Raw genomic sequence first — 19,609 nt, 5'->3', positions numbered from 1 at the left:
CCACTAAAATAAACAAATTAATGTCAAACAAAGTAAATAAAGAGAGCGGCCAGAAAGGCCGCTCAGGGGAAAAGATTAACGTGGGGAAACGGTAACCTGGCTGCCTTTATTGGCCATCACAACGCGCTGACCAGCAGAGAACTTGGTCGCCCCTTGTTTCTGGACAACCATGATGGTGTCGCCATCATCTTTACGGATTTCCAGCTCAACGCCCTGGGTTTTGTTCATTGAACCCTGTACGCCCTGGCCAGCTACGCCGCCTGCCACTGCGCCTGCGGCAGTGGCCAGCGAACGACCGGTGCCGCCGCCGATGGTGTTACCCAGGAAGCCGCCCAGTACCGCGCCGCCAATAGCGCCGATTGCGTTATTATCGTCGCCGCCCTGAATCTGCACCGGACGAACGTTCACAACGGTACCGTAGGTCACACGCTGGACCTGTTTGGCCTCCGACGCGCTGTAGACATCGCCTGAAAGGCTATCGTTATTCACACAACCAGCCAGTGTTAAGCCCACCAGCGAAACCATCAGAACTCGTGAAATCATGTAAATCTCCTGTTCACCACTTACGCTCAAAACGAGCATCCTTATGGCAAATTATAAGATACTCCACCCGGTGGTTTCACACTATTGTGGAGCCTCGATATAAAAATAATATAGGAATCTCCATTAACCTTAGCTAAACATGGCCATTACTGGCGCGACAGACACGATTTACACGTTTCTTTACAGGCAAACCCGGTCAGGTTGCCAATTAAACATGGCGAAATCAGAGTGGTTATGATTCAGTTATTGCCTCAGGCGGCATAAAAAAGGATTGAGTATGAGATCGGGTCGTTATATCGGAGTGATGTCGGGCACCAGCCTTGATGGGGTGGACGTGGTTCTGGCGACTATTGATGAAAATATGGTTGCCCAGCAGGCGAGCCTGTCGTGGCCGATTCCGCATCCGCTGAAAGAGGCCGTGTTGGCGGTGTGTCAGGGCCAGCAGTTGACCCTCTCTCAGTTCGGTCAACTGGATACCCGGCTGGGCCGCCTGTTTGCCGATGCGGTACAGGCGATGATGCAGCAGGAGAAACTGCGTCCTGAAGATATTGTGGCGATTGGCTGTCACGGGCAAACCGTGTGGCATGAGCCGCAGGGCGATGCACCACACACGCTGCAAATCGGCGACAACAACCAGATTGTCGCCCGCACCGGCGTGACCGTGGTCGGCGATTTTCGGCGGCGCGATGTGGCGCTTGGCGGGCAGGGCGCGCCGCTGGTGCCGGCTTTCCACCATGCGCTGCTGGCTCACCCCAGCGAAAGGCGGATGGTGCTGAATATCGGTGGTATCGCTAACCTTTCCATGCTGTTTCCCGGCGCACCGGTCAGAGGCTACGACACCGGGCCGGGCAACATGCTGATGGATGCCTGGATTTGGCGTCAGCGCGGCAAACCTTATGACCGGGATGCCCAATGGGCGAGCAGCGGCAGCGTTATCCCTCCTTTATTGCAGCAAATGCTCAGCGACCCGTATTTCGCCGCGCCAGCACCCAAGAGCACCGGTCGTGAGTATTTCAACTACGGCTGGCTGGAGCGCCATCTGGCGAACTTCCCCGGCGTGAAAGCGCAGGATGTGCAGGCGACGCTGGCCGAACTGACGGCCATCACCATCGCAGAGCAAATTTTACTGTGCGGCGGCTGCGAGCGTGTGCTGGTCTGTGGCGGCGGGGGGAGAAATCCGCTGGTGATGGCGCGTCTTTCCAGCCTGCTACCGGGCACGGAAGTCACCACCACGGATGAAGCTGGGATCAGCGGCGACGATATGGAAGCGCTGGCCTTTGCCTGGCTCGCCTGGCGTACCCTCAATGGTTTGCCCGGCAATTTGCCTTCTGTGACCGGGGCCGCAAATGCCACGGTATTAGGGGCGATTTTCCCGGCCAATACCCTGAACTATCAGAGTTAACTGAAGTTCGCTACTGGGCGTAACCGGTAGACTGTTTATTACGTGGAGGGCGCAGCTCTCCAGGGAACAGGATTTAGTCAGGATACGCCCATGAAAAAAATACTTATCGTTTTACTCCCCACTTTGCTGGCGGGTTGCTCAACCTACAACAACTTCGTCGAGCGCATGCACACCGATACGCTGGAGTATCAGTGCGATGAAAAGCCGCTGAGCGTCAACCTCAATAATACTCGTCAGGAAGTCAGCTTCGTTTACGATGACAAACCGCTCACCCTGAAGCAGGGGCTTTCTGCCTCCGGCGCGCGTTATACCGATGGCATTTATGTTTTCTGGTCTAAGGGTGATAGCGCAACGGTTTACGACAAAGATCGCATCGTGTTGAATAACTGCCAGTTGCAAAACCCTAAGCGTTGAGATTTTATCGGGTGGGGCGCACAATAACGCCACCCGAAAACTCCTCTAAGAATCACTATGTCTGACAACGATGCCCTGCAACAGATCGCGCATTTACGCCGCGAATACACGAAAGGCGGTTTACGTCGTCACGATTTGCCCGACCAACCGTTAGCGCTGTTTGAGAAGTGGCTGGGCCAGGCCTGCGAAGCCAAACTGGCCGACCCCACCGCCATGGTGGTCGCCACGGTTGATGAAAACAATCAGCCTTATCAGCGTATTGTTCTGCTCAAACATTATGACGAGCGCGGGTTAGTGTTTTACACCAACCTCGGTAGCCGTAAAGCGCACCAGATCGAGCACAACCCCCGCATCAGCCTGCTGTTCCCGTGGCACATGCTGGAGCGCCAGGTGATGGTGATTGGCAAGGCCGAACGCCTGTCTACCCTGGAAGTAATGAAATACTTCCACAGCCGCCCGCGTGACAGCCAAATCGGCGCCTGGGTGTCGAAGCAGTCCAGCCGCATCTCCGCGCGTGGCATTCTGGAAAGCAAATTCCTCGAGCTGAAGCAAAAGTTCCAGCAAGGTGAGATCCCGTTGCCCAGCTTCTGGGGCGGTTTCCGCGTCTCTGTCGAACAAATGGAGTTCTGGCAGGGCGGCGAACACCGTCTGCACGACCGTTTTTTATACCAGCGCGATGCTGATGCCTGGAAAATAGACAGGCTGGCACCCTGAGTATCGGTTTTATTCTTTAAGCGCTGGTACTCCCGTTGCGAGCGCTTTATTCTATACCCGTCATACTTCGCGTTGCAGATGCGTTGGCTGCATTCACTCATCCCAGTCACTTACTTTTGTAAGCCCTTGGGGATCCTTCACTTGCCGCCTTCCTGCAACGCGAATTATTTAGGGTATATGAATCCTTTTATTTTTCGCCAGTGGGCGAGAAGCCGTGTACCGGCACAGGTGCAGTCGTAAATACATGGAGAAATTGATGGCAACCAGCAATTTGATTAAACAATTGCAAGAGCGGGGCCTTGTGGCCCAGGTGACGGACGAAGTAGCGTTAGCAGAGCGACTGGCGCAAGGGCCAATTGCACTCTATTGCGGCTTCGATCCGACCGCCGATAGCTTGCATTTGGGCCATCTGGTTCCTCTGCTGTGCCTGAAGCGTTTCCAGCAGGCAGGGCATAAGCCGGTAGCGCTGGTGGGCGGCGCAACCGGTCTGATCGGCGATCCGAGCTTTAAAGCTGCGGAACGTAAGCTGAACACCGAAGAAACCGTACAGGAGTGGGTGGATAAAATCCGTAAACAGGTTGCCCCGTTCCTCGACTTCGACTGCGGCAGCAACTCTGCGATTGCCGCCAATAACTATGACTGGTTCGGCAATATGAACGTGCTGACCTTTCTGCGCGACATCGGCAAGCACTTCTCTGTTAACCAGATGATTAACAAAGAAGCCGTTAAGCAGCGTCTTAACCGCGACGACGTCGGTATCTCTTTTACTGAATTCTCCTATAACCTGCTGCAGGGTTATGACTTCGCCTGCCTGAACGAACTGCATGGCGTGGCGCTGCAAATTGGCGGCTCCGATCAGTGGGGCAACATCACCTCCGGTATCGACCTGACTCGCCGCTTGCATCAGAACCAGGTATTCGGTCTGACGGTTCCGCTAATCACCAAAGCCGACGGCACCAAATTCGGTAAAACCGAAGGTGGCGCGGTGTGGTTAGATCCGAAGAAAACCAGCCCGTACAAGTTCTACCAGTTCTGGATCAACACCGCTGACGCCGATGTTTACCGTTTCCTGAAATTCTTCACCTTTATGGACCTCGACGCCATCAACGCGCTGGAAGAGGAAGACAAAACCAGCGGCAAAGCGCCGCGCGCGCAGTACGTGCTGGCGGATGAAGTCACCCGTCTGGTGCATGGTGAAGAAGGACTGGTGGCGGCGAAACGCATCACCGAAAGCCTGTTCAACGGCAATCTGAGCTCCCTGAGCGAAGCGGATTTCGAACAGCTGGCGCAGGACGGCGTACCGATGGTTGAACTGGCGACTGGCGCGGATTTACAGCAGGCGCTGGTCGACTCTGAGCTTCAGCCATCCCGCGGCCAGGCGCGTAAAACCATCGCCTCTAATGCCGTTACCGTTAATGGTGAAAAACAGTCCGACCCGGAATATACCTTTAGCGAGGCCGATAAACTGTTTGGACGCTACACCTTATTACGTCGCGGCAAAAAGAATTACTGTCTGGTTTGCTGGAAGTAATGATTTGATGTTGAAGGGCGTGGGAAACCACGCCCTTTTATTTTGTCTGAATAAAGCCTGTTGTCGTCAGAAAAGTTGTTGGAAACAGAGATGAAAAACATCCTCGCAATTCAATCCCACGTAGTGTTCGGCCATGCCGGTAACAGCGCCGCAGAATTCCCGATGCGTCGCCTTGGCGCAAATGTCTGGCCGCTGAATACCGTTCAGTTTTCAAATCATACCCAGTACGGGCAGTGGACCGGTTGCGTGATGCCAGCCAACCACCTGAGTGAAATTGTCCAGGGCATCGCCGATATCGGTCAGCTTCAGCGCTGCGACGCGGTGCTCAGCGGTTATTTAGGGTCGGCGGAGCAGGGCGAGCAGATCCTCGGTATTGTTCGCCAGGTTAAAGCCGCCAATCCGGCGGCGAAGTATTTCTGCGACCCGGTGATGGGCCATCCGGAAAAGGGCTGCATCGTCGCCCCGGGCGTGGCGGAATTTCATACCCGCTACGCCATGCCCGCCAGCGATATCATCGCGCCTAATTTAATCGAACTGGAGATCCTGACGGGCCATGCGGTCAATAGCGTTGATCAAGCCGTTAGCGCAGCCCGTGAGCTGATCGCCCAGGGTCCGCAAATCGTGCTGATAAAGCACCTGGCGCGCGCCGGTTACCGGCTGGATAAATTCGAAATGCTGTTGGTCACGGCCGACGAGGCGCTGCATATCAGCCGTCCGCTGGTGGATTTCGGCGCGCGCCAGCCGGTGGGCGTCGGTGACGTCACCAGTGGGTTGCTGTTGGTCAAGCTGTTACAGGGTGCGACCCTGCGCGAGGCGCTGGAGCACGTCACGGCAGCCGTTTATAGCGTAATGGCGGTGACCAAAGAGATGAAAGAGTATGAGTTGCAGGTGGTTGCCGCGCAGGATCAGATTGCTAAACCTGAGGTGCGTTTTACCGCCAGCGTGGTGTAGGGATTTAAAACGATGCCTCCGGGCGGAGGCATCGCAGGTAATTTATGCAATACCTTCAGCCGCCAGCGCCGCCGCCACGCCCGGACGCGCTTTTACGCGCTCCATATAGCTGGCGATATTTGAAAACGCGCTCATATCCAGCTTAATGGCATAGGCCCAGCGCAGCACGGTAAACAGGTAGGCATCCGCGACGGTGAAGCGCAGCCCCAGCAGCCACTGCTTATCTGCCAGCTCGTCGTCGATGTACTGCAACTTCTTCTCCAGCGCTTTGCGGGCGATGGGTTTAAACTCTTCCGGCGTATCCGGGCGGAACAGCGGCGTAAAGCCCTTGTGTAGCTCAGTGGCGATATAATTCAACCATTCCAGGGTATGGTAGCGCGTCATGCTGCCAGCAGGCGCGAGCAGCTGGCGGTCCGGCACTTTATCCGCGATAAACTGCACAATGGCGACGCCTTCGGTCAATAGCGAACCATCTTCAAGCTGTATCGCGGGCACCTGGCCTTTCGGGTTAATCGCCAGATAGTCGGCACCGTGCTCGGTGGTTTTTGCCGCTAAATCGACTTTCTCCATCGTGAAATCAAGGCCAGCCTCACGCAGTGCGATATGCGGAGAGAGGGAGCACGCGCCGGGTTTATAAAACAGTTTCATGGACATTTCCTTAACGCATTGGGGGATCGAGATTTACTGATACTACACAGTAACGCGTTGGGATTCAGGCGTTTTGACGAAAATTGTGTGACCGGTAATGTCAAAAAAAAAGCTCGCCGAAGCGAGCTTTTATCAGGCGAGGAAGATTACGCCGTAGCGGTATCGGTCGCTTTGGCAGATTTTTCGTCGTCCTGCGTCATGCGGTTCAGTTTCGGCGCGGTCAGCATCATGATGACGGCGATAACGGCAGTCGCGATACCGATCTGCATGAACACGCGTCCATACACTTCCAGAGACATCAGCGGATCGGTCACGTTTTCCGGAACCGCCATCAGGTTAGCCACTTTACCGGCGATAATCGCCGCGCCAGCGGTAGTCAGGAACCAGCTACCCATGATGAAGCCCATCAGACGCTGCGGAACCAGCTGCGCAACCATCGCCAGGCCCAGACCAGAGATCATCAGCTCGCCGATACTTTGCAGCGCATAGCTCAGGATCAGCCAGTTAACGGAAACGATACCGGCATCGCTGGCGAACCTGGCACCCACTGGCAGCACCAGGAACGCGCCAGAGCACAGCACCATACCGATAGCGAATTTGTGCGGCATCGGCAGACGGTCGCCCATTTTGTTGTAGATAGCGGCCAGAATCGGGCTGCCAATCATGATCCAGAACGGGTTCAGCGCCTGATACTGCTCAGGTTCAAAGGCGATACCCAGAATGGAATGCTCAACGTTACGGATGGCGAAGAAGTTCAGTGACGTCGGCATCTGGCTGTACAGCACGAAGAACACCACGGCTTCTAACATCAGGATAAACGCCACGATCATTTTACGGCGTGCCGCACCCTGCATAGCGAAAGCTTCTTTAGCGAAAATGCACACAATGCCCAGTGCGATAAAGCCCAGCGCCATACGCGCAATGCTCTGGTTATGCAGCAGCCAGGTGGCGATCGCCACTAATACAAACACGCCAACAATGGTTGCAGCCAGCTTGCCGAAATGCACAGGTTTAAAGTCCGGTTGAGAACCGTAATCTTTTACCCAACTGCGGCAGAAAAGGAAGTTCACCACGGTGATCAACATACCCACAACGCTCAGTGCGAACGCGACGCTCCAGCCATACTGCGCGGCTAACCATGGGGTTGCCAGCATAGAGAAGAAAGAGCCGATGTTGATGGACATGTAGTACATGGTAAATGCACCGTCCAGACGTGGGTCATCCTTCGAATAACAGGTAGACAGCAGGGAGGACGGGTTAGCTTTAAACAGGCCGTTACCGACGGCAATCGTCGCCATACCCAGGTAGACGATTGCGGCGTCATGGCCTGACCAGGCAATCAGCGCATAACCAATCGCCAGTACAATCGCCCCCAGCAGAATAACGCGTTTGGTACCCAGTACTTTATCGCCCAGCCATCCGCCGATAGCCACAAGGCCATAAACCAGCGCGCTGAAGGAGGAGAACAAGGTAATGGAGTCCGCTTCGGACATGCCCAGCTGTTTTACCAGGTAGACGGCCATGATCCCTTGCAGGCCGTAGTAACCAAAACGCTCCCATAATTCTATGGAAAAGATCAGATAGAACGATTTCGGTTGTTTGAAAGCGTTAATGCTCACGCTTTCGGTTGGTTTGTTGTTTGCAGTCGACACATATACCTCTTTTTTTACGTCCCATATTAATGGGAAAAAACTCAGCGTGATGCCATTGCGGGCAGTCGCTTGTTGTTATAAGGAGGGGAAACGGCGGGTAATGTTCACTATCCTGGCCTCACAGACAAGGGCTTTGCAATAATCTGTTACATATCTTATTCACAGAATAAAAGCCGCATCGTTTAAACCGCATCCAGAGTTAAATTTCAGTACAACAAAATTAACAGTTCAATTATCTTTCAAACACCGCTCGTCAGACGCTAATGGTGATATATTCTGCTTTCCAGTTTAAAACCCAGTGATAAAGTCCGGTTGATATGCGTGAGCTGGTCGAATGTGTTGGTTGGGCAGGATAAAAAATAACATTGCGGTTGATAAATTTAGCAAAAAAACACACATCTTTAACACCATGTTATCGATGCGATCTTTGTCACATTTTTATAGAAATTTCTGGACGAAAAAGAACGATTGACCGGGGAGGGCGATTAGCCGCAGTGAATTATCACATTGATACGCTGAATTAGCGGTGCATTGTGCGGGGAGTCGCCTGCCGGTTGCGGCAGGCGAAGGCATCATGCGTAGACTTTCTCTTTGTATTCACACAGATCTTCGATAATACACGAGCCGCAGCGCGGTTTGCGCGCAATGCAGGTATAGCGACCGTGCAGGATCAGCCAGTGGTGGCAGTCCACTTTAAACTCAGCGGGAACCACTTTTAACAGCTTCTCCTCAACCTGTTCGACGTTTTTGCCGGGGGCAAATTCAGTGCGGTTGCAGACCCGGAAAATGTGGGTGTCCACCGCGATAGTCGGCCATCCGAAGGCAGTGTTGAGCACCACATTAGCGGTTTTGCGTCCGACGCCGGGCAGCGCTTCCAGCGCGTCACGATCTTCCGGCACTTCACCCTGGTGCTTTTCAATCAACAGGCGGCAGGTTTTAATCACATTCTCGGCTTTGCTGTTAAACAGGCCGATGGTTTTGATGTACTCCTTTACCCCGTCCACGCCAAGCTCCAGCATCGCCTGAGGGGTATTCGCTACCGGGTAAAGCCGGGCGGTGGCTTTATTGACGCTGACGTCCGTCGCCTGGGCCGAAAGCAGCACCGCGATCAACAACTCAAACGGCGAATTGAAATTCAGCTCGGTTGTCGGATGGGGATTGTGCTCGCGCAAGCGCGAGAGTATTTCCAGACGTTTCGCTTTGTTCATAACGCTTTCTCAGCATCGGCGTCGACCGCATCGGTCACAACAGGCGTCGCCGCGCGGCGGGTTTTCATCTTCTCGTCGATCAGGTACTTCACCGCCAGCATCAGGCCAAGGCCAATAAATGCCCCTGGTGGCAGCATCGCCAGCAAAAAGGGCGTATCGGTATGGAAAATTTCAATTCGCAGGACTTTCGCCCAGCCACCCAACAGCTGGTCCGCGCCATCAAACAAAGTACCGTTGCCGATAATTTCCCGGAGTGAACCCAGAACAAACATCGCGCTGGTGGCACCCAGGCCGATAGCAAAGCCGTCGAGCGCCGATATCGCTATGCTATTGCGTGCGGCAAACGCTTCGGCGCGGCCAATCACAATGCAGTTGGTTACGATTAGCGGAATAAAAATCCCCAGCGACTGATACAGCCCAAACGCATAGGCGTTGATCAGCATCTGCACCACGCTGACCACTGACGCAATGATCATGACATAAATCGGGATGCGCACCTCAGCGGGCATCCAGCGGCGCAGGGCGGAAATAGCGGTGTTGGTTAGCGTCAATACCAGCGTGGTGGCGAGACCGAGTCCCAGCGCGTTAGTCGCGGTAGAAGTCACCGCCAGCAGCGGACACAGCCCGAGTAATTGCACCAGCGCGGAGTTGTTTTTCCACAGCCCCTGTACCACGACTTCTTTAATCTGGCTCATTAGGGTTCTCCACAGGCCGGTAAGCCGGACAGCTTATCAGGCAGCGTTTCAGCATACAGTCCGGCGCGCTTCACGGCATTGACCACCGCGCGCGGCGTGATCGTCGCCCCGGTAAACTGGTCAAACTGGCCGCCGTCTTTTTTCACGGCAAAGCTGGTGTCGTCAGCGCCCTGAATATGTTTATTGCTCAGCGTGGTGATCCAGTCGCTGATGCGCAATTCGATTTTATCGCCAAGACCCGGCGTTTCGTGATGTTCCGTGACGCGGCTGCCCCAGATGGTTCCCTGGAAATCACTGCCCACCAGCAGTTGGATTGCCCCGGAATAGCCGTCGGGCGCAGTGGCCTCCATCACAACGCCAACCGGATTATCACCTTTACGCGCCACATAAACGCGATGTTCGCCCTTACCCAGCGCCGGATCGTTAACCCAGAAGCAACTTCGTTGCAGGTCGTTATCGTATTTATCCGTCGGGAATACCTGGTCGAACAGTGCCTGCTGCACCAGAGACGCCTGGTGGGCGATGGTATTTTTAGTTAATTCATTAATGGCGGCGGTCAGACCGGTGGAGAACGCGGCAAACAGCGCCAGCGTCACGCCATGTTTTCGCATGGTTTTCAGCATAAGCGCTCCTTAGCGATGTCCGTAAACCCGCGGGCGGGTGTAATAGTCAATCAGCGGCACGGTAATGTTCGCCAGCAGCGTGGCAAAAGCCACGCCGTCAGGGTAGCCGCCGTAGCTGCGGATCAGCCAAACCAGCACACCAGCCAGCGCCCCAAAGATTAAGCGACCCCGATTGGTGGTGGAGGCGGTGACCGGATCGGTAAGGATAAAGAACGCGCCAAGCATGGTCGCCCCGGAGAACAGATGCACCAGCGGAGAGGCGAACTGCTCCGGCGCAATCAGCCAGCCGAGCAGCGAACACACCAGCAGTGAAATCAGGAAGCTCACCGGGATATGCCAGCGGATCAGATTTTTGGCGAGCAGGAACAGGCCGCCCGCCAGAAACGCCACGTTGACCCACTGCCAGCCAGGCCCGCCCAGCACGCCGCTCAGCATTGGAGTATTCATCAGCTGTGCCGCGTCGCCGCCGGCACGCAGGCCGGTTTTAAAGCTATCCAGCGGTGTCGCCTGGCTTATGCCGTCAATGCCCAGCTTCAGCTGAACAAGGGTGTCGCCGCTGGCGGTATGGCCAGTAAAAATCATCCGCAGCGTATCCAGCAAATCTGGCTGCAAGGCAGCAACGTTCAGTGGCGGTAGCCAGCTGGTCATTTGCACCGGGAATGAAATCAGCAACACCACATAGCCGATCATCGCCGGGTTAAACGGGTTATGGCCTAATCCGCCGTAGAGCTGCTTGGCAATAATAATGGCGAACACCGTGCCGAGGATCACCATCCACCACGGAGCAAGGGGAGGAATACTGATGCCCAGCAGCAGCCCGGTGAGCAGCGCGGAGTTATCGCCCAGCATGCCCGACAGCGGTTGTTTACGCAGTTTGCATACCAGGCCTTCTGCCGCCAGCGCGCTGACGATTGCGAGAAGTAACTGGATTAACGATCCCCAACCGAAGTAGTACCACTGCACCGCAATACCGGGCAGCAGCGCCAGCGAGACCAGCATCATGATGCGCGAGGTCTGGCGCTTATTATGGGTATAAGGGGAGCTTGCGATTCTGAAAACCATTTATTCCTCGTTCACAGCCTGCTGAGCGGCTTTTTTAGCCTGGGCGCGGGCAATCGCCGCAGCGACCGCAGCTTTACGCGGGTCGACAGGTTCGTCATTAGCAGATTCCATTGGCACCGCCTGTTTGCGGGCTTTGGCACGGGCAATAGCGGCTTCCACCGCTGCCTTACGCGGATCGACCGGGGCATCGCTGGCGGCTGGTTCAGCCGGCCCGGCGGCGGCCTGTTTGCGGGCTTTGGCACGGGCAATAGCGGCTTCCACCGCTGCCTTACGCGGATCGACCGGGGCATCGCTGGCGGCTGGTTCAGCCGGCTCGGCGGCGGCCTGCTTGCGGGCTTTGGCGCGGGCAATAGCGGCTTCCACCGCGGCTTTGCGCGGGTCAGCAACATCGTTATTCGTCGATTCTGGCAGGACCATTGCCGCTTTCTCAGCCTGACGCGCACGCGCCTGGGCTTTGCGTGCTTCACGGGCGGCAATGACGGCCTGGTTGTCCGGTTCGCTATTCGCCGGTACCACAATCGCATCAGCCAATTTCTTATCTTTTACGCGGGACAGCGCGGCCTGAATCGCGTCCCGATCCTGCGCATCCGGCTGGACAGCCGCTTTCTTGTGCCGTTCCAGACGCGCGGCTTTTTCGCGCTCCAGCCGCTGCTGGCGGGCTTCAAAGCGAGCTTTTGCCTCAGCGGCGCGCTGCTCTTCCAGCTGCACGGCGCGGATCTCTGCCTTCTCCTGGCGGAAATACTGCACCAGCGGGATATTGCTCGGGCAAACCCAGGCGCACGCACCGCACTCAATACAGTCGGCAAGATTGTGCGCGGTGGCTTTGTCGTGCTGTTGCCCTTTACTAAACCAGTAAAGCTGCTGAGGAAGCAGATCCGCTGGACAGGCATCGGCACAGGCGCTGCAGCGAATGCAATGCTGCTCTTCCTGCTGCTCGCCCATTTCATCAGGGGAAGGTGCCAGCAGGCAGTTAGTGATTTTAACCACCGGCACATCAAGCCAGGGCAGAGTAAAGCCCATCAGCGGGCCGCCCATAATCACCAGCTGCTCGCCGGACGGGCAAAAACCGCCGAATTCCAGTAAATGACGCACCGGCGTACCCAAACGCGCCCAGACGTTGCCAGGGCGGGCGATGGATTCACCGGTCAGCGTCACCACGCGCTCGGTCAGCGGTTCGCCGTCAATCACCGCGCGCTTAACCGCATAAGCCGTGCCGACGTTGTGCATCAGCACGCCGATGTCTGAAGAGCGACCGCCGTGAGGCACCTGCTTGCCGGTCAGGATCTGCGTCAGCTGCTTGGCGCCGCCGGACGGATATTTGGTCGGGATCACGCGCAGCGCCATGCCGTGCTCGTGGCTCAGCACCGCACGCAGCATAGAGATGGCCTGGGGTTTGTTATCTTCGATGCCGATCAGCACTTCGCGCGGCTTTAAGATCCACGCCAGAATGCGAATGCCTTCGACGATCTGCGCCGCACACTCCTGCATCAGGCGGTCATCCGCCGTGATGTACGGCTCGCATTCCGCCGCGTTAATAATCAGCGTTTCAATTTTATCGCCGCCGCCCTGGAGTTTAACCCCGGTAGGGAAGCCCGCACCGCCCAGCCCGGCCACGCCGAACTGGTGAATACGCTCGATTAACGCTTCCCGGCTGCGCTGTTGATAGTCCTGCCAGCCGTCGCGATCGATCCAGCGGTCGTCGCCGTCTGGCTCAATAATTACGCTGGGCTCCGCCAGCGCGGAAGGGTGCGCGGTGCTGTGTGGAGCAATGGCAACCACGGTGCCGGAGGTCGGCGCATGCACCGGCAGCATCCGGCCCCAGCCGCGCGTCAGCGGCTGGCCGCGTAATACCCGATCGCCAGGCTGAACGCACAGTTCACCCTCAGCGCCGATGTGCTGTTTCAACGGAATAACAAAACGGCCAGGCAACGGCACGTGGCGCAGCGGGGTGCCGCTGGACTGGGTCTTCATTTCCGGCGGGTGAATACCGCCGTCAAAATCCCAGATTTTCTCTTTTCTGAAGGCAGAAAATAACTTAAGCATGTTGTTCCACAGGAATAATTCGAACCGGAATACTGTCCAGATTCCATTTCCAGTTTTCCGTTGTGGTGGCGACAGGCTGCAATTCAATACAGCGTGTCGGGCATGGGTCAACGCACAGATTGCAGCCGGTACACAGGTCGCTCATGACGGTATGCATCGCACGGGTAGCGCCCACTATGGCGTCTACCGGGCATGCCTGAATACATTTGGTGCAGCCGATACAGTTGTTTTCGTCGATCACAGCCAGCATCCGCACCGGCTCCGGCGCGGCATCATCACCGCCGATAGGCTGCGGGTCGACGTTCAATAACGTGGCGATTTTTTGCATTACCGCTTCGCCGCCCGGCGCGCAGCGGTTGATATGTTCACCCTGATTGCCTACCGCTTCGGCATAAGGCCGACAGCCGGGATATCCGCACTGGCCGCACTGGCTCTGGGGAAGAATCGCATCGATTTTGTCGACAATTGGGTCTTCTTCCACGGCGAAGCGCCGCGAGGCGAACCCCAGCAGCAGGCCAAACACCAGCCCCAGTGCGCCCAGGGATAAAATCGCAATCCAGACGGTACTCATGACACTTTCACCAGCCCGCTAAAGCCCATAAAGGCCAGCGACATCAGCCCGGCGGTGATCAGCGCAATAGCATTACCGCGAAACGGCGCGGGCACATCGGCAACCGCCAGCCGCTCGCGAATCGCCGCGAACAGGACCATAACAAAGGAGAAGCCAACCGCTGCCGAAAAGCCATACAGCGCCGACTGGAGAAAATTGTGGCCGAGGTTGATGTTCAGCAACGCCACGCCTAATACCGCGCAGTTGGTGGTGATCAACGGCAGGAAAATACCCAGCAGGCGATACAGCGCCGGGCTGGTTTTGCGCACCACCATTTCGGTGAACTGCACCACAACGGCAATCACCAGAATAAAAGCGAGGGTACGCAGATAAATAAGGTCGAGAGGGATCAAAATAAAATTGTCGATAAGCCAGGCGCAAACCGACGCCATGGTCATCACAAATGTGGTCGCCAGCCCCATGCCAATGGCCGTCTCCAGTTTTTTGGAAACCCCCATAAACGGGCATAAGCCAAGGAACTTCACCAGCACGAAGTTATTGACCAGCACAGTACCAACAAATAACAGTAAGTAATCAGTCATTATCCGACCTGGAACAAAAATAGCCGCCTATTATCGGACATGGATCACATGGCGACAACAGAGAATCTGTAAGGTTATTAAGGATTGACGAAAGTCAGCTTAACGCGTTGCGCACGCTTGAAATAAGGGACAAACAGCGCGGCGGCGATCAGTTGAAACACCAACTGGCGCACAATGGCGTCATCGGACACGGGCGAAAACGCAAAGGATTTCAGCACCAGCAACACCGAAACCAACAGCCAGATAATATAGTGCTTCGGCACCTTTGCCTGGCGTTTAAAGAAACCGATGGTGAGCCACAGGGTATAACTCCACATTAATACCGCCGAGAGCAGGGATACATATACCCAAATAGCATCCTGCCCGGCTTGCTGGCCGAGCGCCTGGCGCGTTTCTGGCGAGAGCAGGGCGGTAAAATACATGACCACCACTAATGATGTGCTCAGTAAGGTCAGCAGAAGCCAGGCGAGAGGGGCAAGCAGCCATCCCCCGATACGCAGTGCTGGCGTGGTGGTCATTTTACCTCCGGCGGGGTAGTTCGTTAACGCTATTCGCTATGTGAATTTCAGCGCAAGAATTATAAGGATTTTTGCGCTAAAAGCTACTCAGGCTTATTGAACGAAGCGCCAGACGGTCTTGGGCACCTGCCCCAGGTCAAATAATCGTCCTCCAGAGACAAGCTCGGCACGGCGGTGGTCGGCAGCCCGGTACATGTTGATAATCTCTTCGCTCTCGTCAAGGGAATAGTTGAGGTGATCGAACAATTTCTCAAGGCTTTCGAGCGAATTGATTTTACGAAATTTAAATAAATAATCCTGAACGGTCATGGGTCTTTCCTGTCCTTAATATAATGAGCAATATTCCCACGCTGGCACACGTTAATAATTAAACGAAGCGAGTTGTATTCAGTGTTGGGTTGAAATATATCATGTGTTCTGAGCTTAACTTCGGGAAACAGTACCGGGCCCGACGTAACGCGTACTCCTCAAGAGTAGCGCTGTTAAGCATAAGTGGCAATAAGCTTATGATAATGATGAAAAATTTTTGAGCTGCGTAACGGGGGTGGGCGCTCTGTCGGATGAAATTTCACCGCGCTGGTTTGTGCCGTCAGGTAACGACAAATAAGTGGCGTTAAACGGCTCAGTACGTAAAGGCTATTATCGGCAGCGCGCTGGATAACAATAAATCACTTCTTTTTATATTTCACAAATCGTTGTCATTGGTAAAGCATTAATTATCACCCGGCGCGAGGTTATTCTTACAGATATTACATTCCACGCCGCTGCGTTTTATGCGCCGCAGATAGCGGCTACACTTACAGAGCAAACCGGATTAGCAGTTGTTACCGGCGAGCGAATAGTGTGAAATACCTTCGTCCATAGACGAGAGGAATGTAAATGAGCGATAACGTCCGTGTTGGATTAATTGGGTATGGCTATGCCAGTAAAACCTTCCATGCCCCGCTGATTGTCGGCACGCCGGGAATGACCCTGGCGGCGGTCTCAAGTAGCGATGCAACCAAAGTGCACGCCGACTGGCCCGGCGTTTCCGTAGTCTCCGACCCCAAACAACTGTTCAACGATCCTGATATCGATCTCATCGTGATCCCCACCCCTAACGATACCCACTTTCCCCTGGCTCGCGCCGCGATGGAAGCGGGCAAACACGTCGTGGTGGATAAACCCTTCACCGTGACGTTGTCACAGGCCCGCGAGCTGGAAGCGCTGGCAAAAAGCCGCGGACTGGTACTGTCAGTATTCCATAATCGTCGCTGGGACAGTGATTTCCTGACCCTGAAGGCACTGATTGCGGAAGGTAAGTTGGGCGAAGTGAGCTATTTTGAATCCCACTTTGACCGTTATCGTCCGCAGGTGCGCAACCGCTGGCGCGAGCAGGCCGGCCCCGGCAGCGGCATCTGGTACGACTTAGCGCCGCACCTGATTGACCAGGCGCTGGTACTGTTCGGCGTGCCGGTAAGTATCACGGTTGATATGGCGCAGCTGCGTCCGGATGCGCAAACCACTGATTATTTCCACGCGGTACTGACCTATCCGCAGCGCCGCGTAGTGCTGCATAGCACCATGCTGGCGGCGGCAGAATCGGCGCGTTATATCGTGCACGGTACCCGGGGCAGCTATGTGAAATTCGGTCTCGACCCGCAGGAAGATCGTTTGAAAGCGGGCGAACGTCTGCCGCAGGAAGACTGGGGCTACGATATGCGCGATGGCGTGTTGACCCTGGCTTCTGGCGATGAGCTGGACGCGCAAACCCTGCTGACCGTACCGGGCAACTATCCGGCTTACTACGCGGCGATCCGCGATGCGCTTAACGGCCAGGGTGAAAACCCGGTGCCCGCCAGCCAGGCGATCCGCGTAATGGAACTGATTGAGCTGGGGATTGAATCCGCCAAACACCGCTCGACGCTATGCCTGACGTAATTCGCGTCAGCCATAAAAAACGCGCCGAATGGCGCGTTTTCTTTAAGCTTTAGCCACCTTATTCCGTATCGCCTGCTTTTCACTCTCCGACAGGAACGCGATTTCCAGCCCATTGCGCTGGGCGGTACGCATCTGATCGAGGGTGAGGCCAGCCTGTACGGCGGCAATCTGATATTCATGAATAATATCCACGCCCTGAACGCCCGGATCGTCGGTGTTAATGGTCGCCAGAATGCCATGTTCCAGGAAGCGCTTAAGCGGATGGGCTTCCAGCGACGGTACGGTGCTGGTCTGGATATTGGAAGTCAGACAGGACTCAATACCGATTTTCTGCTCCGCGAGAAAATCCATCAGTGCCGGATCTTCAATGGCCTTGACGCCGTGACCAATGCGCTCGGCACCCAGTTCGCGAATCGCCTGCCAGATGCTTTCTGGGCCAGCGGCTTCACCGGCGTGGACCGTAATACGCCAGCCTGCGTCGCGGCCGCGATTAAAGTGATTTAAAAACAGGCTACCCGGGAAGCCCAGTTCATCCCCCGCCAGGTCGAGCGCGGTGATCTGGTCGCGGTGCGCCAGCAGCGCATCCAGTTCATTCAGGCAGGCGGTCTCACCGAAGGTGCGGCTCAGAATGCCGATCAAGCGTACCTCGACCCCGTATTCCCGGGCACCCTGGCGCACGCCGTCAATCACCGCTTCCACCACGCCCGCCACCGGAAGGTTGTGGTTCATCGCCATATACCAGGGCGAAAAACGCAGCTCGACGTAATGCAGCCCCTGACGCGCGGCGTCTTCGACGTTTTCCCGCGCCACGCGGCGGCAGGCGTCGAGAGATCCGAGCACTTTTACCCCCCAGTCCAGCTTGCTTAAAAAGCTCACCAGATCGGGTGCAGTTTCGATTACCTGAACGTGCGGGCGTAATCCTTCAAGCGTGTGGGACGGCAGGGGTAGGTTAAACTGCTGGCCCAGATCGAGAATAGTTTCCGGGCGAATATTGCCGTCGAGGTGGCGATGCAGGTCGGTTAACGGCAGGGTAGTATCAATCATAGTTGCACTCTTTTTGAATTTGCGTGGTGAGTTCACGCGTTTTTTGAATAAAGTGCATTTTATTATAAAGGGTTTGTCACCCCCCATGCACGCGACAATCTGTCGTTTGCGCATCAAGTGGTTCGTTGTTGCGCAACAATCAATCTCCCGCCAATAAAAAACCCGGTTTCCCGGGTTTGTTTAGATCCAGCCAGCCTGACTGGCTGCCCATACCACAATGGCGACGGCAATAAGTATCCAGGTTGTTTTACGCATAATGGCTCCGCAGTTTTTGCGGCGACACAATACCACAATGGCGTTACGCCATGCAGGCGCGTATCGCATTAATGAGCCCGTCGACGCCTTTTTCCAGCTTCACGCGCGGGCAACCGGCGTTGAGCCTTACAAAGCCGCGCCCTTCATCACCGTAGGTATCGCCGCGCATAATGGCGACTTTCTGCTGTTCAATAAGGTTTTTTTGCAGCAGGGCGTCGTCAATGTGTAACGCGCGTAAATCAATCCATGCCAGATAGGTTGCTTCAGGCGGCTGCCAGTTAAGCTGCGGAAAAGCCAGGTTCAGCCGCTGGGCAATGTACTGCATATTGTGTTCAAGGTAGTCGCGCAGCGCATCCAGCCAGGGCGCGCCGTCCCGGTACGCGGCGATATGCGCGGCAACCGCCAGTACCGCCGGGGAGGAGAGCCCGTCGCGGCCTTTCAGCGCCGAGAGATAGGCCGCGCGATCCGCCGCGTCGGCAATCATCCCCCAGGCACCGGTCAGCGCGGGGATATTGAAGCTTTTTGAGCCGGAGGTGAACAGCGCATAGCGCTCGCCGCCCACTTCGCTCCAGGGGATATGACGCTTGCCGCCCCATACCATATCCATATGAATTTCATCGCTAATTACGCGCACGTTATAGCGGACGCATAGCTGCGCCATAGTGATGAGCTCATCCCGGCTCCATACCTTACCGGTAGGGTTATGGGGGCTGCACAACAGCATGACTTTGCATTCCGGGCGCGCCAGCAGCGCCTCCAGTTGCGTCATATCGCAAACCCACTCGTTAGCCTTTTTTTGCAGCGGCGCGGCCAACACATGACGCTGATTGCCTTCGATGGCTTTATAAAAGGCATCGTAAGCCGGAGTATGTATCAGCACCGCATCGCCGGGATTCGACCACTGACGAATCATTTCAGACACCATATAAATGACCGACGGCCCATAAACCACGGCGTCCTGATCAACCTGTGCATTAAAGCGTGTCGCAAACCAGTGGCTGATAGCTGAGAGAAAGTCGTCATGCTTCCAGCGACTGTAACCGAAAACGCCGTGATTGATACGTTGGCTTAGCGCGTCAATAATGCAGGGAGCGGTGGGGAAATCCATATCAGAGATGGTAAACGGCAGCAGATCGGCGGTGCCGAAGCGGTCAGCAACATAATCCCACTGGGTACACCAGGTGCCGTGGCGATCGACCGGGGTAGAAAAATCAAACATAGACCTTCCTTAAGC

At 55.6% G+C, this 19,609-nt stretch carries 21 protein-coding genes; 6 read left to right on the top strand and 15 right to left on the bottom strand.

Annotation, left to right across the window (positions count from 1 at the left end; translation table 11 throughout):
• Positions 1-75: 75 nt before the first annotated feature.
• Positions 76-543, bottom strand: a complete 468-nt coding sequence (gene slyB, locus FND52_RS17495) for an outer membrane lipoprotein SlyB (protein WP_125293433.1) — start codon at positions 541-543, stop codon at positions 76-78.
• Positions 544-820: 277 nt separating this feature from the next.
• Between slyB and anmK the strand changes: the two genes are divergently transcribed.
• The 5 genes from anmK to pdxY all read left to right on the top strand — a co-directional run bounded on the left by anmK (position 821) and on the right by pdxY (position 5,555).
• On the top strand, positions 821-1,945 hold the full coding sequence (anmK, locus tag FND52_RS17490; RefSeq protein WP_144132202.1) for an anhydro-N-acetylmuramic acid kinase: 1,125 nt from the start codon (positions 821-823) through the stop codon (positions 1,943-1,945).
• Positions 1,946-2,035: 90 nt separating this feature from the next.
• Entirely contained in the window at positions 2,036-2,359 is a 324-nt protein-coding gene (mliC, locus tag FND52_RS17485; protein WP_125293431.1) for a C-type lysozyme inhibitor, read from the top strand.
• A 57-nt stretch (positions 2,360-2,416) separates the two neighbouring features.
• Positions 2,417-3,073 (top strand): pyridoxamine 5'-phosphate oxidase, encoded by a 657-nt coding sequence (pdxH, locus tag FND52_RS17480; protein WP_125293430.1) that lies wholly within the window; start codon positions 2,417-2,419, stop codon positions 3,071-3,073.
• A gap of 256 nt (positions 3,074-3,329) precedes the next feature.
• On the top strand, positions 3,330-4,604 hold the full coding sequence (gene tyrS, locus FND52_RS17475; protein ID WP_144132196.1) for a tyrosine--tRNA ligase: 1,275 nt from the start codon (positions 3,330-3,332) through the stop codon (positions 4,602-4,604).
• Positions 4,605-4,694: 90 nt separating this feature from the next.
• Positions 4,695-5,555, top strand: a complete 861-nt coding sequence (pdxY, locus tag FND52_RS17470; protein WP_144132190.1) for a pyridoxal kinase PdxY — start codon at positions 4,695-4,697, stop codon at positions 5,553-5,555.
• Between the two features lie 42 nt (positions 5,556-5,597).
• Here the strand turns inward: pdxY and gstA are convergent, their stop codons facing one another.
• The 11 genes from gstA to ydgT all read right to left on the bottom strand — a co-directional run bounded on the left by gstA (position 5,598) and on the right by ydgT (position 15,465).
• A complete protein-coding gene (gstA, locus tag FND52_RS17465) occupies positions 5,598-6,203 on the bottom strand; it encodes a glutathione transferase GstA (protein ID WP_125293427.1) in 606 nt (201 codons plus the stop codon).
• Between the two features lie 146 nt (positions 6,204-6,349).
• On the bottom strand, positions 6,350-7,855 hold the full coding sequence (gene dtpA / locus FND52_RS17460) for a dipeptide/tripeptide permease DtpA (RefSeq protein WP_125293426.1): 1,506 nt from the start codon (positions 7,853-7,855) through the stop codon (positions 6,350-6,352).
• Positions 7,856-8,427: 572 nt separating this feature from the next.
• Positions 8,428-9,063, bottom strand: a complete 636-nt coding sequence (nth, locus tag FND52_RS17450) for an endonuclease III (RefSeq protein ID WP_125293424.1) — start codon at positions 9,061-9,063, stop codon at positions 8,428-8,430.
• Positions 9,060-9,758 carry an electron transport complex subunit E gene (locus FND52_RS17445; protein ID WP_144132185.1) on the bottom strand — a complete coding sequence of 233 codons (699 nt, stop codon included), beginning with the start codon at positions 9,756-9,758 and terminating at the stop codon, positions 9,060-9,062. The genes nth and FND52_RS17445 overlap by 4 nt, the downstream gene beginning before the upstream one ends.
• Positions 9,758-10,381, bottom strand: coding sequence for an electron transport complex subunit RsxG (rsxG, locus tag FND52_RS17440; protein ID WP_144132181.1), 624 nt, complete (start codon positions 10,379-10,381; stop codon positions 9,758-9,760). The genes FND52_RS17445 and rsxG overlap by 1 nt, the downstream gene beginning before the upstream one ends.
• 9 nt (positions 10,382-10,390) lie before the next feature.
• Positions 10,391-11,443: an electron transport complex subunit RsxD gene (gene rsxD, locus FND52_RS17435; RefSeq protein WP_144132174.1), complete on the bottom strand. Its 1,053-nt coding sequence runs from the start codon at positions 11,441-11,443 to the stop codon at positions 10,391-10,393.
• Complete coding sequence (gene rsxC, locus FND52_RS17430; protein WP_144132167.1) at positions 11,444-13,486, bottom strand: electron transport complex subunit RsxC; 2,043 nt, start codon at positions 13,484-13,486, stop codon at positions 11,444-11,446.
• Entirely contained in the window at positions 13,479-14,057 is a 579-nt protein-coding gene (gene rsxB / locus FND52_RS17425) for an electron transport complex subunit RsxB (RefSeq protein ID WP_125293419.1), read from the bottom strand. The genes rsxC and rsxB overlap by 8 nt, the downstream gene beginning before the upstream one ends.
• Entirely contained in the window at positions 14,054-14,638 is a 585-nt protein-coding gene (gene rsxA / locus FND52_RS17420) for an electron transport complex subunit RsxA (RefSeq protein ID WP_125293418.1), read from the bottom strand. Before rsxA ends, rsxB begins: the two co-directional genes overlap by 4 nt.
• A 77-nt stretch (positions 14,639-14,715) precedes the next feature.
• Positions 14,716-15,156 carry a DUF2569 domain-containing protein gene (locus FND52_RS17415; RefSeq protein ID WP_125293417.1) on the bottom strand — a complete coding sequence of 147 codons (441 nt, stop codon included), beginning with the start codon at positions 15,154-15,156 and terminating at the stop codon, positions 14,716-14,718.
• Between the two features lie 93 nt (positions 15,157-15,249).
• A complete protein-coding gene (ydgT, locus tag FND52_RS17410; protein ID WP_125293416.1) occupies positions 15,250-15,465 on the bottom strand; it encodes a transcription modulator YdgT in 216 nt (71 codons plus the stop codon).
• A gap of 570 nt (positions 15,466-16,035) precedes the next feature.
• Here ydgT and FND52_RS17405 point away from each other — a divergent pair.
• A complete protein-coding gene (locus FND52_RS17405; protein WP_144132162.1) occupies positions 16,036-17,076 on the top strand; it encodes an oxidoreductase in 1,041 nt (346 codons plus the stop codon).
• Positions 17,077-17,118: 42 nt separating this feature from the next.
• Here the strand turns inward: FND52_RS17405 and add are convergent, their stop codons facing one another.
• The 3 genes from add to FND52_RS17395 all read right to left on the bottom strand — a co-directional run bounded on the left by add (position 17,119) and on the right by FND52_RS17395 (position 19,594).
• Complete coding sequence (add, locus tag FND52_RS17400; protein WP_125293414.1) at positions 17,119-18,120, bottom strand: adenosine deaminase; 1,002 nt, start codon at positions 18,118-18,120, stop codon at positions 17,119-17,121.
• A gap of 180 nt (positions 18,121-18,300) precedes the next feature.
• On the bottom strand, positions 18,301-18,444 hold the full coding sequence (locus FND52_RS21835) for a hypothetical protein (RefSeq protein WP_167509375.1): 144 nt from the start codon (positions 18,442-18,444) through the stop codon (positions 18,301-18,303).
• Positions 18,419-19,594, bottom strand: coding sequence for a MalY/PatB family protein (locus tag FND52_RS17395; protein ID WP_144132156.1), 1,176 nt, complete (start codon positions 19,592-19,594; stop codon positions 18,419-18,421). The genes FND52_RS21835 and FND52_RS17395 overlap by 26 nt, the downstream gene beginning before the upstream one ends.
• Between the last annotated feature and the right edge of the window lie 15 nt (positions 19,595-19,609).

The sequence above is a fragment of the Atlantibacter subterraneus genome (genome assembly GCF_007570865.1).
In the GTDB taxonomy this organism is placed as follows: Bacteria; Pseudomonadota; Gammaproteobacteria; order Enterobacterales; family Enterobacteriaceae; genus Atlantibacter; species Atlantibacter subterraneus.
This window is presented reverse-complemented; position numbering and strand designations above follow the sequence as displayed.

Excerpts from the sequence above, each read along its gene's own strand:
- anmK (WP_144132202.1), top strand. The coding sequence starts at position 821 with ATGAGATCGGGTCGTTATATCGGAGTGATGTCGGGCACCAGCCTTGAT.
- nth (WP_125293424.1), bottom strand. The coding sequence starts at position 9,063 with ATGAACAAAGCGAAACGTCTGGAAATACTCTCGCGCTTGCGCGAGCAC.
- FND52_RS17445 (WP_144132185.1), bottom strand. The coding sequence starts at position 9,758 with ATGAGCCAGATTAAAGAAGTCGTGGTACAGGGGCTGTGGAAAAACAAC.
- pdxY (WP_144132190.1), top strand. The coding sequence starts at position 4,695 with ATGAAAAACATCCTCGCAATTCAATCCCACGTAGTGTTCGGCCATGCC.
- slyB (WP_125293433.1), bottom strand. The coding sequence starts at position 543 with ATGATTTCACGAGTTCTGATGGTTTCGCTGGTGGGCTTAACACTGGCT.
- FND52_RS17395 (WP_144132156.1), bottom strand. The coding sequence starts at position 19,594 with ATGTTTGATTTTTCTACCCCGGTCGATCGCCACGGCACCTGGTGTACC.
- pdxH (WP_125293430.1), top strand. The coding sequence starts at position 2,417 with ATGTCTGACAACGATGCCCTGCAACAGATCGCGCATTTACGCCGCGAA.
- mliC (WP_125293431.1), top strand. The coding sequence starts at position 2,036 with ATGAAAAAAATACTTATCGTTTTACTCCCCACTTTGCTGGCGGGTTGC.
- FND52_RS17405 (WP_144132162.1), top strand. The coding sequence starts at position 16,036 with ATGAGCGATAACGTCCGTGTTGGATTAATTGGGTATGGCTATGCCAGT.
- gstA (WP_125293427.1), bottom strand. The coding sequence starts at position 6,203 with ATGAAACTGTTTTATAAACCCGGCGCGTGCTCCCTCTCTCCGCATATC.
- rsxD (WP_144132174.1), bottom strand. The coding sequence starts at position 11,443 with ATGGTTTTCAGAATCGCAAGCTCCCCTTATACCCATAATAAGCGCCAG.
- rsxG (WP_144132181.1), bottom strand. The coding sequence starts at position 10,381 with ATGCTGAAAACCATGCGAAAACATGGCGTGACGCTGGCGCTGTTTGCC.
- rsxC (WP_144132167.1), bottom strand. The coding sequence starts at position 13,486 with ATGCTTAAGTTATTTTCTGCCTTCAGAAAAGAGAAAATCTGGGATTTT.
- FND52_RS21835 (WP_167509375.1), bottom strand. The coding sequence starts at position 18,444 with ATGCGATACGCGCCTGCATGGCGTAACGCCATTGTGGTATTGTGTCGC.
- FND52_RS17415 (WP_125293417.1), bottom strand. The coding sequence starts at position 15,156 with ATGACCACCACGCCAGCACTGCGTATCGGGGGATGGCTGCTTGCCCCT.
- add (WP_125293414.1), bottom strand. The coding sequence starts at position 18,120 with ATGATTGATACTACCCTGCCGTTAACCGACCTGCATCGCCACCTCGAC.
- ydgT (WP_125293416.1), bottom strand. The coding sequence starts at position 15,465 with ATGACCGTTCAGGATTATTTATTTAAATTTCGTAAAATCAATTCGCTC.
- rsxB (WP_125293419.1), bottom strand. The coding sequence starts at position 14,057 with ATGAGTACCGTCTGGATTGCGATTTTATCCCTGGGCGCACTGGGGCTG.
- rsxA (WP_125293418.1), bottom strand. The coding sequence starts at position 14,638 with ATGACTGATTACTTACTGTTATTTGTTGGTACTGTGCTGGTCAATAAC.
- tyrS (WP_144132196.1), top strand. The coding sequence starts at position 3,330 with ATGGCAACCAGCAATTTGATTAAACAATTGCAAGAGCGGGGCCTTGTG.